This window comes from Paenibacillus thiaminolyticus, from assembly GCF_003591545.1.
GTDB classification, from domain to species: Bacteria; Bacillota; Bacilli; order Paenibacillales; family Paenibacillaceae; genus Paenibacillus_B; species Paenibacillus_B thiaminolyticus_A.
The window spans coordinates 398,276-412,403 of record NZ_QYZD01000002.1 but is presented as its reverse complement, the minus strand read 5'-3'; the positions used below and the strand labels follow the sequence as shown (position 1 = coordinate 412,403).

The window sequence follows — 14,128 nt, the reverse complement described above, 5'->3', positions numbered from 1 at the left end:
GTCGCATCCTATACGGATGCGTGGATTGAAATCTGTGCTGTTTGGCTCATTTTGGATCACCTCACTTGTCGCATCCTATACGGATGCGTGGATTGAAATCTGTGCTGTTTGGCTCATTTTGGATCACCTCACTTGTCGCATCCTATACGGATGCGTGGATTGAAATATACCGGAGAAGTCGAGCACGAACCGGATGTGATGTCGCATCCTATACGGATGCGTGGATTGAAATAGCGCGAGTTGGAGGCGCTGGATTTACGAACGGAGTCGCATCCTATACGGATGCGTGGATTGAAATTGTTAAACTCTTTCTCATACTGACTCGCAATTGGGTCGCATCCTATACGGATGCGTGGATTGAAATATGACGTCTTTCAGATCCGCTCGGGTCAGGGAGCGGTCGGATCCTATACGGATGTGTGGATTGAAATCAACATTCATGCGAATAATTCAAGCTACAAATGGTTGCATCCTATGCGGATGCGTGGATTACAATACCGACGAAAATGGAGTCGGGCAACCTATAAGATGTCTCATCAAACGCGTATGGATAATAGTAAAAAAGCGCTCCACCTGCTGGAAAATTTACTCCCAACGATAGGGCCCCCATTGCCACATCCGCGGAACAACCTCTCCTTCCCTCATAACTGCGCACCTGCCTCAGATTTCCATTTCAACTCCCTCCACCCAAAAATACAACGACAGCTTTCCCCGTACATGCACTTCTGGGCCATTGCCTACATACAATGTATCACTGCGCCGGGATTCGGCTTGCTGCGAAGAGATACTGCTAGGCGCAAGACGCAGAATAGAACGTTGTCAGACTCCTGGAGGTGGCTAGCATGACGGGTTTATTTGCTGCAATCGCCGTGTTCATCAAGCAATTGACGCTGCTTGTATCCTACGTCAAGAACAATGCGTTTCCGCAACCGCTGGCGGAAGAGGATGAGATGAAGCATTTGCAGCGGATGGCGGAAGGCAATGCACAGTCGCGGAATGCGCTTATTGAGCACAATCTCCGCCTGGTTGCGCACATCGTGAAGAAATTCGACAACACGGGAGAAGACTTGGAGGATTTGATTTCCATCGGCACGATCGGGCTCATCAAAGCGATTGAGAGCTTCCAGCCGAACAAGGGAACGAAGCTGGCGACTTTCGCCGCACGCTGCATCGAGAACGAGATCTTGATGCATCTGCGCTCCTTGAAAAAGACGCGCAAAGATGTCTCGCTTCACGATCCGATAGGAACGGACAAGGAAGGCAATGAGATTACGTTGATCGATATCCTGGGCACGGACGGCGATGAAGTGGTCGATAAAGTGCAGCTCAAAATTGAGAAGAGCAAAATTTACCGGAATCTGGACATTCTCGATGAGCGGGAGCAGGAAGTGATTCGCGGCCGCTTCGGGCTGGATGGGGGCGGAGAGGAACGGACTCAGCGGGAGATCGCCAAGGAGTTGGGCATCTCGCGCAGCTACGTCTCCCGGATAGAGAAGCGGGCATTAATGAAGCTCTATCATGAATTCTACAAAAATAAAGGTCACATGTAGCAGCCGCATCACGAAATGGCCAGCCCGGTCCTGCTCCAGTACGCTCCACCGCTGTCCCGTGCAACACGGCTAGAGAGCCGTGCTGCGCGGGCATTTGCGATCGGCGGGACCATCACGTCGTGCGGCGGCTCTGAATGGTGCCGTCCTGCCTGTGAATGACAATATCGGCGCCGTCAGACGCCTTCCGCTGCTGAGCGTATTGAATGGCCTCCTGCTTCGTCTGCGCCATCATGAGCGGATACTCCCGCCCTTCAGCAGTAACGGCCCAGTCCTCCCCGGCCGGGACGACATGGAGGATGTGCTCCCGGCCTGAAGGGTCCGGGAAGTGCGCTTCATGCCATTTTTTGGCCTGCGCGGTCGCGATCGCAATCGCGCGTCCTTCCTCCATCCCTTCCTCCAACAAAGCATTGGCGATCTCAATCGCCTTGGTCCGCACCTCGGACAGCAGATGCTTCATGGATGGAGGATAGTTGTGCTCGTTCCAGGGCATTCGGCTTCCCTCCTTGCTGCATAGGGTTGTCCATACTTTACCCGGATGCGCCTCGCGGCAAACCGGGCACCTGCTCCGATCGGGCGAATTTGCTATAATGAACGAGCCGGAACAACGAGATGGACGACAGGAAGGAAGATGGCAATGACATCAGAGGCGAACACAGAAGAAGTACTCAGCAAGGGAACGGACAGCCCGGTGCCCCGCTACATATGCCGCCGCGTGCCGGACGGCGCTCCGAATTGGATGGAGGCGGAGGCGGCCGTTCTGGCCGATGTCGTCACCGGGGAAGCTCCGTGCTACCGCACGCAGGTTCAGGCCTGCTGGTCAGAGCGCACCTTATATCTTCGGTTCGAATGCGAGGATGAGCGGGTTGTGAGCCCCTATACGAAGCGGGATGATCCGCTGTTCGAAGCGGACGTGGTGGAATGCTTCATCCAGCCGGGTGAAGACGGAGCCGTCTATTATGAATTCAACATCAGCCCGCATAATATCGTCTTCGACTCGCGAATCGTATGTGAGCCGGGCAAGGAGAAGCTGTTCCAGCCTGAATGGGATGCCCGGCAGCTGCGGACGACGGTAACCTATGTAGCCGAGCCGAAGCGGCTCCTTGTCTATGAGGCGGCGATCGCGTTCGAGGATCTGGAACGAGCGCCTCAGCCCGGGGACTGTTGGCGCATCAACTGGTTCCGGATCGACGAGGGGGAGGACGGAATACGGAATTTCGATGCCTGGTCGCCGACGGGAGCGGTCAATTTCCATGTGCCGGAACGGTTCGGACGATTCATATTCGAAGCATAGACAAGCGTCCACGATAAGCTATTCCAATGAAGCAGGCTTCTCGCAAGCGGCTGTAACAGCCGAAGCGGGAAGCCTTTGTCATGAAGCAGGGCTGCACGCGCGAAGCAGCAGGAGACTGGCGCTCTTCCTTCATAATCGTGTCATAATGATGTGTGCCCGAATCAGGCCCAGATGCATACGTTAGAAGCATGGGATAACCGGAAAGGATGATGAGCTTATGGTAAGGAAGCTGCGAGCATGGGATATCATCTTGGTGTTGTTCGTGCTTTTGGTCATCGTGTGCCTCTTGCTGTTCGGACTGGGGCTGTAACTTGGCTCTAACCTAGAAACAGGACATAATTTTTTCACAGATGGCAAATACTGAACGCATATAACCGAAAATCAGACTGGATGCAGGAGGTGAATCAATGGCGACTTCGGCCAAATCCGGGTCATCCGGGTCCTCAACTTGGACTTCCGGAGGAACGACCATCTCGGAGAAAGAGTATAAGCAGATCGCCAAGCAGCGTGAACCCTCCCGCCCCGTATGGAAAAATTGCGTACGGGCTTTTTTGGTGGGAGGAACGATCTGCCTGATTGGACAAGCCATTGAACAAATATTAATCACGTTTTTCGATATGACGAAGAAAGACGCGGCAGGCCCGACGGTCGTGATTCTTGTGCTGGCTTCCGTTATTCTCACAAGCCTGGGCGTCTATGACAAAATCGCGCAATGGGCTGGCGCGGGCACGGCGGTTCCTGTGACCGGGTTCGCCAATTCGATGTGCTCCGCGGCGCTGGAGCATCGCAGCGAAGGGCTCGTGCTGGGGGTCGGCGGCAATATGTTCAAGCTGGCCGGCTCTGTCATCGTGTTCGGAACGGTGGCGGCCTTTTTCATTGCGCTCATCTATTTCATTTTCGGGATACAGTTCCAGCATTGATGCCGGACATTCCCAGATGGTAAAGGAGGCAATCCGATGCGTACAGGACGCCATACATGGCGGTTCGCCAATCAACCGGTTATTATCGGCACTTCGACCGTAGTTGGCCCCGAAGAAGGGAAGGGGCCTCTGGCCGCCGACTTTGACTTTGTTCACGAAGATTTGGATTTGAAGGAGCCAAGCTGGGAAAAGGCGGAACGCAAGCTGCTGGAGCAGGCCTCCCAACTCGCCATCGTCAATGCGAACATTACCCAGGATGACCTGGATTATTTCGTCGGCGGAGACCTGATGAACCAGATTATTAGCAACTCCTTCGCCGCGCGCGGGCTGGGAGTGCCTTACATCGGCGTATTCGGGGCATGCTCCACCTCGATGGAGGCGCTGGCCCTCGGATCGCTGCTGGTCGATTCCGGCAACGCGAACTTCGTCATGGCCGGGACGTGCAGCCACAACTGCTCTGCAGAGAAGCAGTTCCGCTATCCGACGGAATACGGTTCCCAGAAGCCGCCTACGGCGCAATATACCGTGACCGGAGCCGGGGTGGCGATTGTCGGCAAAAAAGGCAACGGACCGAAAGTTACGGCCGCGACCATCGGCAAAATTGTCGATCTGGGCATCAAAGATCCGTTCAATATGGGAGCGGCCATGGCGCCTGCGGCCGTCGACACGATTCAGACCCATTTGACCGACTTGAAGCGCAGTCCCGGCTATTACGACATGATTGTGACCGGAGATTTATCTACTGTCGGTTACGGGATCGCCAAGGATTTGTTCAAAAAACACGACATCAACATTCAGACGACGAACTACCAGGATTGCGGGCTGATGATGTACGATATGGTCAAGCAGAAGCAGGATGTGCAAGCGGGAGGAAGCGGGGCGGCTTGCTCGGCCGTCGTCACCTACGGCCACATTTTGAAGCGGATGAGGCAGGGCGAACTGAAGAAGGTGATGATCGTGGCGACTGGAGCCCTCATGTCCCCGCTGTCCTACCAGCAGGGAGAGAGCATTCCATGTATCGCTCATGCCGTGACGATCGAGATGGGAGGAGACGAATCATGATCTTTGTGTGGGCATTTATCGTAGGAGGGCTGATCTGCGTCATTGGGCAGCTGATGTTCGATGTCGCGAAGCTGACCCCGGCGCATACGATGGCGCTGCTGGTCGTCACCGGCGCGATCGTTGACGGCTTGGGCTGGTACGAGCCGTTGATCGACTTCGCCGGCGCAGGCGTGACAGTCCCGATTACGAGCTTCGGCAACTCCCTGGTGCACGGGGCGCTTACCGATTTGAAATCGGATGGATGGATTGGGGCCGTCAGCGGCATATTCAAGACGACAAGCGCGGGAATATCGGCGGCGATCGTGTTCTCCTTCCTGGCATCGCTCCTCGTGCGTCCCAAAGGCTAAGCGCGGATGGAGCAGACAAGCTCCGCAACCTGAACAGGTGCGGGGCTTCTTTTATGGGATTAATTAGCTTGAGGGCGAAATGAGTTGTTGATGTACCTTCACCATAGAATGGTGTAAAATGAGGAAATGTAAGGCAACTGAGCTTAGGATCCCCCTACGTAATAAATTATAAATTTTGGGTAAATTTCCTTATATTACTGCTGTGGAGGAGGTTTTTCCTTGCATTCGCAATCATCACTGCATTCGATTATGGAACAAATCCAGTCTACGTTGGATCAATGCATATTAGGGAAGTCATTCGAGATTGAATTAATGCTTACCGCCATGGTGGCCGGCGGCCATGTGCTTATAGAGGATGTTCCGGGAACGGGCAAGACGCAGCTGGTCAAATCACTGGCGCGCACGATGGACGGGGTGTTCCGCCGGGTTCAATGCAACCCCGACCTGCTGCCGACCGATATTACCGGCGTTTTTATTTTCCATCCCAAAGACCAGCAGTTCGTGTTCCGTCCCGGACCGGTCATGTGCAACGTGCTTCTTGTGGACGAGATCAACCGGGCGACGACCAAGACACAATCCGCCCTGCTGGAGGCAATGGAGGAGCATCATATTACGGTGGACGGCGAAACTTTTGGGCTGCCCGTTCCGTTCATGCTCTTCGCCACTCAGAACCCAATCGAGTTCGAAGGAACGTTCCAATTGCCGGAAGCCCAGCTCGATCGCTTCATGTTCAAGATTAACCTGGGATACCCCGATAAAGCGATGGAGCGGGCGATGCTGACCCGCCATGTGCTGGGACAGCCATCCGAGCGGGTCCAGCCGATTACGGATATTACGGTGATTGAGCGGATGCGGGAAGCTGCTCGCGGCATTCATATCGACGATGCCGTCGCTTCCTATATTATTGATGTGGTCCGTGCGACGAGGAGTCACTCGCACATCGTGCTCGGCGCAAGCCCGCGCGCTTCCGTGGCGCTCATGCAGGCGGTCAAAGCCCGCGCCTGGATTCAAGGCCGGCGCTATGCCACTCCCGATGATGTCAAGGCGCTGCTTCCGTTCGTCCTGGCTCATCGTCTTGTGCTCGATATGGAAGCGAAGATGGAGGGGCTGACCGCGGAGCAAGTGCTGATGGATGCGGTCCGAGGCGTGCCGGTGCCGGTCCGGATGGAGCTGTAGCATGAATTCGCCGCAGCTGGTGCCCCGCCGTCCGCGTTCGCGGAGACGGACATTTTTTATTGCTTTCGTCATTTATGTCAGTTGTGTTTTTTATTTTCTGTTCCAGGGCGGCAAGACATCTTTCATGCTGCTGTCGATGGCCACCGTGCTTGCCTTCTATTGGACATGCGGGTGGTTCGGGGGCGTGAATAAGGTGCAGGGACAGCGTATGGTCCGGACAGGGACAAGCTGGTTCCTCCCGGCCCAATCCCGCATCCAGGTCTCGGTGGAGCTGCGCGTTCCGGGATGGATTCCGCTTCCCTATGTCATCGTGGAGGATGGGTTGTACCGCTTCGATGAACTGTATAGCCAGGCGGAGTCAGCCGTTACCCTGAATGCTACGCGGCAGGCCGTCTGGACGTACCGGACGCCGCCGCTTCCGCGCGGAGCATACCATTTGGATGCGACCACATGCTTGTCCAAAGATTTATTCGGCATCTTCGAGCAGCGCGGACAGTTCCATACGCCGTCCTCCTTCTCCATCTTGCCGGCCACGATTCCGATCCCTGCCTGGAGCCAAGCCGGCCATCAAGCGGTCCAGCCCGGACAGACGCAAGCGATGGATAAGAGGAAGCGGGAGTCGACCCAATTGAACGGCATACGGGAATACGTCCCTGGCGATCGTCTCTCGCGCATTCATTGGAACGCCACCGCCAAGACCGGAAGCTTGAAATCGAAGCAGTTCGATCAGGAAGTGCAGGCCCCAATCCTGATCGTGCTCGATATCAGGACCGCCTCCTATGAGAGTCCGGCTAGCTTCGAATTGGCGCTCTCGGCAGCGGCATCGATTGCGCACTATGCGAAGGCGAACAGGCATCCTGCGTATTTGGCCGGAATCGGCGGCTCACTTCATTGGTGGGACGCCATGGCGCTCGCACGCGAACCGGTAGCTTACAAGCAATGGCTGTCTACCATTGAGCCGGAGATCCCCAATCCGCAAGTGAATGACCGGATTGGCACGATGCTGGCGCAGCGCGCCTCACTGCTGCGCGGGGCGTCCGTCGCCTGGATCAGCGGGGCGATGACATCCGGCGATATGGCGGCGATTGGCGGCCTTCGCTCCCTTGGCGGCCGCGGCACGTTCATTCATGCCGCTCCCGGCATCGGCCCTGATGAAGCCAGCCTGCTTCGCGACTTGGCGAAGCAGGGCTTTGACTATAAATGGCTGGATGAACTGAACCATCTTCCTAAGCTGCTTGGAGGTGGGATGACATGGAAGTGAATCGGCAGCCGGAGTCCGCTTACTCGGCAAGCTCCGTTCAACCGGCAGCGCCCGGAATGATGAAGCGCTGGCTGCTTGGCGGTTGGAGTGAGCGCCTGTTCTGGACTTGCCTCGCCGTTATGGTATGGCAATGGATTGTTATGCTGGAGCCGTATTGGTATGACGAGACAATCGCGATGTCCAGGGACGCGCTTCTAATGATATGGGGAGTTTCTGTATTATTTCCCCGGCAATTTTTTGGCCGGCTGCTTATCGGGCTGCCGCTTGTATTGCGTCTCATATATATGGAGCTGGTTCACAATCATCTCTGGATTGAGGACGGATCCCGATGGGAGAGGCTGCAAGCCTTTCATCCTTATATATGGTTCGTTATCGGCATCTGGCTCTGCTATGAAGCGCTCAACCAGATTGTCCGCGGGCCGGGCCGCATCATAATGTGGCTGCTCGTTCAAGTTGCCGTTTTCGGCATCCTGGATTCTTTTACCGAGGATATATTATGGGATCAGGTCGCCTGGATCGTTGGCGCGGCGCTCGTATGGCTCATCGGGCTTCATTTCTCCCAGATGAAGCACAGCTATCCGGAGATGAAGCGAACGTCGCTGCGGTATCTGCTTCAGATGGCCGTAAGCGCCATCGCCGTTATTGCGCTTATCATCACGGTCGGGGTGAGCGTGCCAGGACTGGAGCCGATTCTGACGGATCCGTATACGGCCTGGACGAACCGGAACGGAACCGGCGGCACCTTCGTCGACCGCATCGTCTCGAACGTAACCGGTACCGGGGCGACGAGTCCCACAACATCCGGCTACAGCAACCATGACAGCCAGCTTGGGGATGGCTTCCAGCTGGATTATCAGCCGGTGATGACGGTAACCTCCGAAGCCCGCGGCTATTGGCGGGGGGAAGCCAAGGACATATACACCGGTCAGGGCTGGGTCGATGCGAGGCGGGAAGAGAGGCTGGAGCCGATGAGTCTGGGCGAGCGGTTCGAGGCCGACGATGCCCCTTCGAAGCGGATTCAGACGAAGGAGATTATCCAGACGGTGCAGATTCAGAGCGATCAGGTATATCCGGTCCTGTTCGGCATGTATTCGGTAGCGGCCGTGGAGGAGCTGGAAGGCGGCGATCCGGATGGACTCTCCTGGAACGGGAGAGAGAGCGAGGTACGGTACGTGGGGAGAGGTGCTGCCCGCTATCCGATAAGCTATACGATTGTGTCCCATGTCCCAATCGTCTCGGAACAGGAACTGCGAGCCGCGCTCCCGTCCGAAGCGCCGGACAGCGCCTACCTGCAGCTGCCGGATCGCCTTCCGGCCCGCGTCGTCGACCTGGCGCGGAGTCTGACCGAAGGGGAGACGAACAACTACGACAAGGCCAAAAAAATCGAACAGTATTTACGGACCCAGTTCACTTATACAAATGTTCCAAATATTTCAAAGCGGACCAGCGACGATTTCGTCGACGGGTTTCTGTTTGAAGTCAAAGAAGGTTACTGCGACTATTTTTCCACCTCGATGGCGGTCATGCTCCGCAGCGTGGGCGTGCCGACGCGCTGGGTGAAGGGCTATGCGCCCGGAGCCCGCGAAGGATCGGATCCTACGATGATGACGGGCTCCTTCGATCCCGATGAAGGCGGCCGCTTCCGCGTCACGAATGCGGACGCGCATTCTTGGGTAGAGGTATATATGGGGGAATACGGCTGGGTGTCCTTCGAGCCGACCCCGGGCTTCAGCATGCCGAGCCCGGAGCAGGCGGAGGAGCAAGAGCCCGACAAGCCGGCCGAACAGGAAGAAGAGACACAGCCTGAAGTGAAGGAAGAGAAGAAGGCCAGCAAGCCGGAAGAAGAGACTGCGCTTCCCGCTTGGGTGATTACAGCAGCCCGATCGATCGTCGGCGCTGTGGTGCTCGGCGCCATTGCATGGCTGGTCTGGCAATGGGGCCAGGCCGGATTCTCGCTGCGCTGGCCGCGTACCTTCCGCCGGCGGATATCGCCGAATGAACGGGTCGTGCTCGAGACGGAGCTCTGGCTGAGCTACTGCCGGCTTCGCGGGCTGCGCAAGGAACCGCACGAGACGGTGCGCGAAGCCGCCTTCCGCTGGAGCGAGGGCCAGCAGGAGCTGGAGGCTTCCCTGCAGGTGATCGTGCCGTTGTTCGAACAAGCGAAATACAGCGGCGAGCCGCTGGAGCAAGCCGATGTGGCCCGGTTCCGGGAAGCGGTAAGACAGTTCCGGCGCGTCCGCAAGCGTTAATCTACGAATCCATGTCACGCAGGAAGCGGGAGACAGGGCACCGGAATGTGACGAAATGAAGCCGTTCCGCACGGGAACGGCTTTTTTTTGCACGAAAATCAAAGAATATGGTATAGTTTTTCGTATGAAAACGAGGTGACTGTTTTGTTGGAAAGGCTTATTCCCCGTCTTCGGGTAAGCTCCGTATACGATATTGATTTGGACAAGTTGGCGGAACAAGGCATTCGTGGCATCATTACCGATCTGGACAACACGCTCGTCGGCGCCAAGGTGCCGGAAGCGACCCCGGAATTGGCGGCCTGGCTGAAGGAAGTCGACCGCCGCGGATTCAAGGTCGTCATCGTATCGAATAATGATCATACGCGCGTATCCCGGTTCGCCGTTCCGCTCGATCTTCCGTTTATTCATGCGGCCCGCAAGCCGGCGCAGCGAGCTTTTCGCCAAGCGCTGTCGCTGATGGGGCTGAAGCCGGATCAGACAGCTGTCATCGGCGATCAGATGCTGACGGATGTCCTGGGAGGCAACCGGCTCGGCATATTTACGATATTGGTGCAGCCTATCGCCATTCAAGACGAAGGCTGGGGAACCCGCATCAATCGGCGCATTGAGCGTTATGCTACGACACGGTTGAAGCGAAGAGGATTGTGGCACGAGGAGGAGAAAAGGTGAAGGACAATCAAGAGAAGCAAGTATGCAGTGGCTGCGGTGTCACGGTGCAGACCGGGCATGCCGATCAGATCGGCTATGTCCCGGCGTCCGCGCTGAATCGCTCGCCGCTGATTTGCCAGCGCTGCTTCCGGATCAAGCATTATAACGAAGCAGCTTCCGTTGCCCTGGATCAGGATGATTTTTTACGTTTGCTGGGGCGAATCGGCCAGGAGGACGCGCTGGTCATCCATATCGTCGATCTGTTCGATTTTGACGGCAGCGTCATCTCCGGGCTGCAGCGGTTCGTTGGGAACAACCCGGTGCTGCTCGTCGTGAACAAGATCGATCTGCTGCCCCGTTCGACGAACTGGAACCGCTTGACGAACTGGGTACAGCGGCAGGCGAAGGAGCATGGCCTCCGCATATTGGACGTCATTCTCGTCAGCGCCAAGCGCAATGCCGGCTTCGAACGGCTTGTGGAGCAGATGAGCCATTGGCGCCGCGGCCGCGACGTCTATGTCGTCGGGGCGACGAACGTAGGCAAGTCTACGCTGATTAACCGCCTGATTCGCGATTACAGCGATATGGATCGGGAGCTGACGACATCCCGTTACCCGGGAACGACTCTGGATGTCGTACATATTCCGCTGGATGACGCCAAGCATATCATAGATACGCCAGGCATCGTCTACAAGAGCCGCTTGACGGAATTGGCCAGCCGGCAAGATCTGGGGGCCCTGCTGCCGGACAAGCCGCTCAAGCCGGCCGTCTACCAATTGAACGAGGGCCAGACGCTGTTTTTCGGAGCGTTTGCGCGCTTTGATTTTGTGGAAGGCGAACGCCAATCCTTTACATGCTATATCTCAAATGGGCTTCCGATCCACCGCACGAAGCTGGAACGGGCAGACGCTTTGTACGAAGAGCACCGCGGGGAGCTGCTGGCGCCGCCGACACGGGAGCGCCTGGATGAGCTTCCGGGCTGGACGAAGCATCAGTATCGGATCGGGACAGGCTCCGAGACCGATATATTCATTTCGGGGCTCGGATGGATCACATGCAACGGCGAGGAAGGGGCGCTCGTGGAGATTCACGCACCCAAAGGGGTCAAGGTGCTGACCCGCCGCGCGATGATCTAGCACAATATACCGGGGGGAGCGGTTACCATGGTTCGGAACGATCAGGCCGGGGCGATTCAGCCTCCGGCGGCCATCGACAGCTCGACCGCTGTGTTCGCGGTCATCGGCGATCCGATCAAGCATTCCAAATCGCCGCTGATGCATAATGCCGCCCTGCGGGAGCTTGGGCTGAACGCCGTATATACGGCGTTCCATGTCGCGCCCGAGCAGCTGCAGCAGGCCGTGCAGGGCATGCGCGCTCTGGGCATCGGCGGAATGAACGTGACCATTCCGCACAAGGAAGCGGTCATGGCGCATCTGGACGAAGTGGATGAGAGCGCGAGCGTCATCGGCGCCGTCAATACGATCGTCAACCGGAATGGCCGGCTGATCGGCTACAATACGGACGGGCTCGGGTTCGTCCGTTCGCTGCAGGAGGAGATGATCTCCGATCTCCACCAGTCCCGGATCTTGCTGATTGGGGCCGGCGGGGCCGCGCGCGGCATCGCCTATGCGCTGCTGAAGGCGGGTTGCCGCAGCTTGCATATCGCCAACCGCACGCTGGGACGGGCCGAAGCGCTGGCAAGCGATCTATCCGCCTTCGGAACGGTATCTGCCATCCAGCTTGGCGAGCGGCCGGCGATCGATGCGCGCGAGGTGGATATCGTCATTCAAACGACCTCGGTCGGCATGCATCCGGACGTGGAGGCGGTGCCGTTCGATCCGGATTGGCTGCGGCCGGATATGATCGTAAGCGACATCGTCTACAACCCGCTGGAGACGGCCTTGCTGCGGGAAGCAAGCAAGCGCGGCTGCCGCACGCACAGCGGGCTCGGCATGTTCGTCTATCAGGGCGCGATCGCGCTGGAGCTGTGGACGGACGCCGCTGCGCCTGCCGCCTTGATGCGGGAGCAGGTATGGAATACATTGCGTCACGACTAAATCATTCGAATAAACCAATTTTGATATCAGACATATAAGGCAGGGACAAACATGTTAACAGGAAAACAAAAGCGCTATTTGCGCTCGCTCGCACATCATGTGCAGCCTATTTTTCAAGTAGGCAAAGGGGGAACCAATGATCAGCTTATCCGTCATATCGAGGAAGCGCTGGAGGTGCGCGAGCTGATCAAAGTATCGATCTTGAACAACTGCATGGACGATCGCTTCGAGGTTGCGGATGAATTGGCAAGCCGCTCGGGCGCCGAGCTGGTCCAAGTCATCGGGAAGACGATCGTGCTCTATAAGGAATCGGCTGAACATAAGCAGATTGAACTGCCATAGCCGGCGGAGGTGCAGACGTGAGACAAATCGGGATTATGGGCGGGACATTCAATCCGATCCACCTGGGGCATCTGGTGGCCGCCGAATGCGCCCGCGAAGCCGCAAATCTTGATGAGGTGTGGTTCATGCCCGCTCACGTGCCGCCGCACAAGACGAATCACCCTCAGGCGGACGGCAAGCATCGCCTGGAGATGACCCGGCTGGCTATCGCGGGCAACCCGTCGTTCCGGGCAAGTGATTGGGAGCTGGCCCGGGGCGGGGTATCCTATACATATGATACCGTCATCTCGCTGCGGGCCGTCTACCCGGATGTAAGCTGGCATTGGATTATCGGCGCAGATATGGTTGATTACTTGCCGAAGTGGCACCGGATCGACGACTTGATGCGTCTGATCCGCTTCGTCGGACTGCACCGGCCGGGCATTCGCTGGAATGAGGAGAAGCTGCCGCAGGCATGGCAAGGCCGCGTCCTGGCAGCTGACATGCCCCAGATGGATATCTCTTCGACGGATATCCGGCAGAGAAGAGCGGCGGGACGATCGATCCGCTATCTTGTTCCGGAAGCCGTCGAACATTATATGGCAAGGTGGGGATTGTATGAATCTGACGCGCCAGCAATTGATTGAATCCGTCCAGGCGCAGATGCCGTCTGCGCGCTGGCAGCATACCCAGGGCGTCATGGATACGGCCGTTATTTTGGCCCGTCGCTTCGGCGCGGCTCCGGAGAAGGCGGATCTGGCGGCGATTCTTCACGATGTTGCCAAGTACTGGCCAACCGAACGGATGGAACGCGTCATTCGCGAAGAGAATTTGCCGCCTGTGCTGCTGGAATACGACAAGCAGCTGTGGCACGCGCCCGTCGGCGCCGTCGTTGCCGCACGGGACTACGGCGTGCAGGACGAGGAGGTTCTGGATGCGATCCGGTACCATACATCGGGCCGGGCACCGATGACATTGCTTGACAAGATCGTCTGTCTGGCGGATTATATCGAACCCGGGCGCGATTTTCCGGGCGTGGAGCGAATCCGGGAACTCGCCGAGCAGGACGTCAATCTTGCGCTCATCGCCGGCTTCGATTCAACGATCGGCTTTTTGCTCTCCCAGCGCCGGCGTATTTTTCCGCTAACGGTCACGGCTCGGAACCGGCTGATTGAAGAATTAGAGCAAAATTAGGGAAGCCTAAACGGCATAAGGGAAACGGAGCTGCGTGCAATTCCGTTGCCGG

General features: G+C 57.2%; 15 protein-coding genes and 1 CRISPR repeat array. Of the genes, 14 read left to right on the top strand and 1 reads right to left on the bottom strand.

The annotated features are described in order from the left end of the window. Positions 1–496: a CRISPR direct-repeat array (repeat unit 32 nt; unit sequence GTCGCATCCTATACGGATGCGTGGATTGAAAT). Positions 497–842: 346 nt separating this feature from the next. Continuing rightward, the gene (gene sigK / locus DQX05_RS04800) at positions 843–1,550 is read left to right on the top strand and encodes an RNA polymerase sporulation sigma factor SigK (RefSeq protein WP_119791315.1); all 708 of its coding nucleotides are present in this window, start codon (positions 843–845) and stop codon (positions 1,548–1,550) included. 112 nt (positions 1,551–1,662) lie between these two features. Here sigK and DQX05_RS04795 read toward each other — a convergent pair whose 3' ends face one another. Beyond that, positions 1,663–2,040, bottom strand: coding sequence for a DUF2188 domain-containing protein (locus DQX05_RS04795; protein ID WP_119791313.1), 378 nt, complete (start codon positions 2,038–2,040; stop codon positions 1,663–1,665). Positions 2,041–2,178: 138 nt separating this feature from the next. On the opposite strand from DQX05_RS04795, the gene DQX05_RS04790 reads away from it, so the two are divergent. The 13 genes from DQX05_RS04790 to yqeK all read left to right on the top strand — a co-directional run bounded on the left by DQX05_RS04790 (position 2,179) and on the right by yqeK (position 14,076). Next, complete coding sequence (locus tag DQX05_RS04790) at positions 2,179–2,841, top strand: carbohydrate-binding family 9-like protein (protein ID WP_259391774.1); 663 nt, start codon at positions 2,179–2,181, stop codon at positions 2,839–2,841. 407 nt (positions 2,842–3,248) lie between these two features. Beyond that, the gene (gene spoVAC / locus DQX05_RS04785; protein WP_119791310.1) at positions 3,249–3,761 is read left to right on the top strand and encodes a stage V sporulation protein AC; all 513 of its coding nucleotides are present in this window, start codon (positions 3,249–3,251) and stop codon (positions 3,759–3,761) included. A gap of 36 nt (positions 3,762–3,797) precedes the next feature. Beyond that, a complete protein-coding gene (gene spoVAD, locus DQX05_RS04780) occupies positions 3,798–4,823 on the top strand; it encodes a stage V sporulation protein AD (RefSeq protein WP_119791308.1) in 1,026 nt (341 codons plus the stop codon). Next, complete coding sequence (gene spoVAE, locus DQX05_RS04775) at positions 4,820–5,170, top strand: stage V sporulation protein AE (protein WP_119791306.1); 351 nt, start codon at positions 4,820–4,822, stop codon at positions 5,168–5,170. Before spoVAD ends, spoVAE begins: the two co-directional genes overlap by 4 nt. 219 nt (positions 5,171–5,389) lie before the next feature. Next, a complete protein-coding gene (locus DQX05_RS04770) occupies positions 5,390–6,346 on the top strand; it encodes an AAA family ATPase (RefSeq protein WP_119791304.1) in 957 nt (318 codons plus the stop codon). A gap of 1 nt (position 6,347) precedes the next feature. Then, the gene (locus DQX05_RS04765) at positions 6,348–7,607 is read left to right on the top strand and encodes a DUF58 domain-containing protein (RefSeq protein ID WP_119791302.1); all 1,260 of its coding nucleotides are present in this window, start codon (positions 6,348–6,350) and stop codon (positions 7,605–7,607) included. Beyond that, a complete protein-coding gene (locus DQX05_RS04760; protein WP_119791300.1) occupies positions 7,598–9,856 on the top strand; it encodes a transglutaminaseTgpA domain-containing protein in 2,259 nt (752 codons plus the stop codon). Before DQX05_RS04765 ends, DQX05_RS04760 begins: the two co-directional genes overlap by 10 nt. A 144-nt stretch (positions 9,857–10,000) precedes the next feature. Next, complete coding sequence (locus tag DQX05_RS04755) at positions 10,001–10,525, top strand: YqeG family HAD IIIA-type phosphatase (RefSeq protein WP_182914618.1); 525 nt, start codon at positions 10,001–10,003, stop codon at positions 10,523–10,525. After that, positions 10,522–11,640, top strand: a complete 1,119-nt coding sequence (yqeH, locus tag DQX05_RS04750) for a ribosome biogenesis GTPase YqeH (RefSeq protein WP_119791298.1) — start codon at positions 10,522–10,524, stop codon at positions 11,638–11,640. The genes DQX05_RS04755 and yqeH overlap by 4 nt, the downstream gene beginning before the upstream one ends. Before the next feature lie 27 nt (positions 11,641–11,667). Continuing rightward, the gene (gene aroE / locus DQX05_RS04745; RefSeq protein WP_119791296.1) at positions 11,668–12,561 is read left to right on the top strand and encodes a shikimate dehydrogenase; all 894 of its coding nucleotides are present in this window, start codon (positions 11,668–11,670) and stop codon (positions 12,559–12,561) included. Between the two features lie 51 nt (positions 12,562–12,612). Further along, positions 12,613–12,903, top strand: coding sequence for a ribosome assembly RNA-binding protein YhbY (yhbY, locus tag DQX05_RS04740; RefSeq protein ID WP_087442052.1), 291 nt, complete (start codon positions 12,613–12,615; stop codon positions 12,901–12,903). A gap of 17 nt (positions 12,904–12,920) precedes the next feature. Beyond that, positions 12,921–13,529 carry a nicotinate-nucleotide adenylyltransferase gene (locus DQX05_RS04735; protein WP_119791295.1) on the top strand — a complete coding sequence of 203 codons (609 nt, stop codon included), beginning with the start codon at positions 12,921–12,923 and terminating at the stop codon, positions 13,527–13,529. Then, on the top strand, positions 13,501–14,076 hold the full coding sequence (gene yqeK / locus DQX05_RS04730) for a bis(5'-nucleosyl)-tetraphosphatase (symmetrical) YqeK (RefSeq protein ID WP_119791293.1): 576 nt from the start codon (positions 13,501–13,503) through the stop codon (positions 14,074–14,076). Before DQX05_RS04735 ends, yqeK begins: the two co-directional genes overlap by 29 nt. The last annotated feature ends 52 nt before the right edge of the window (positions 14,077–14,128 follow it).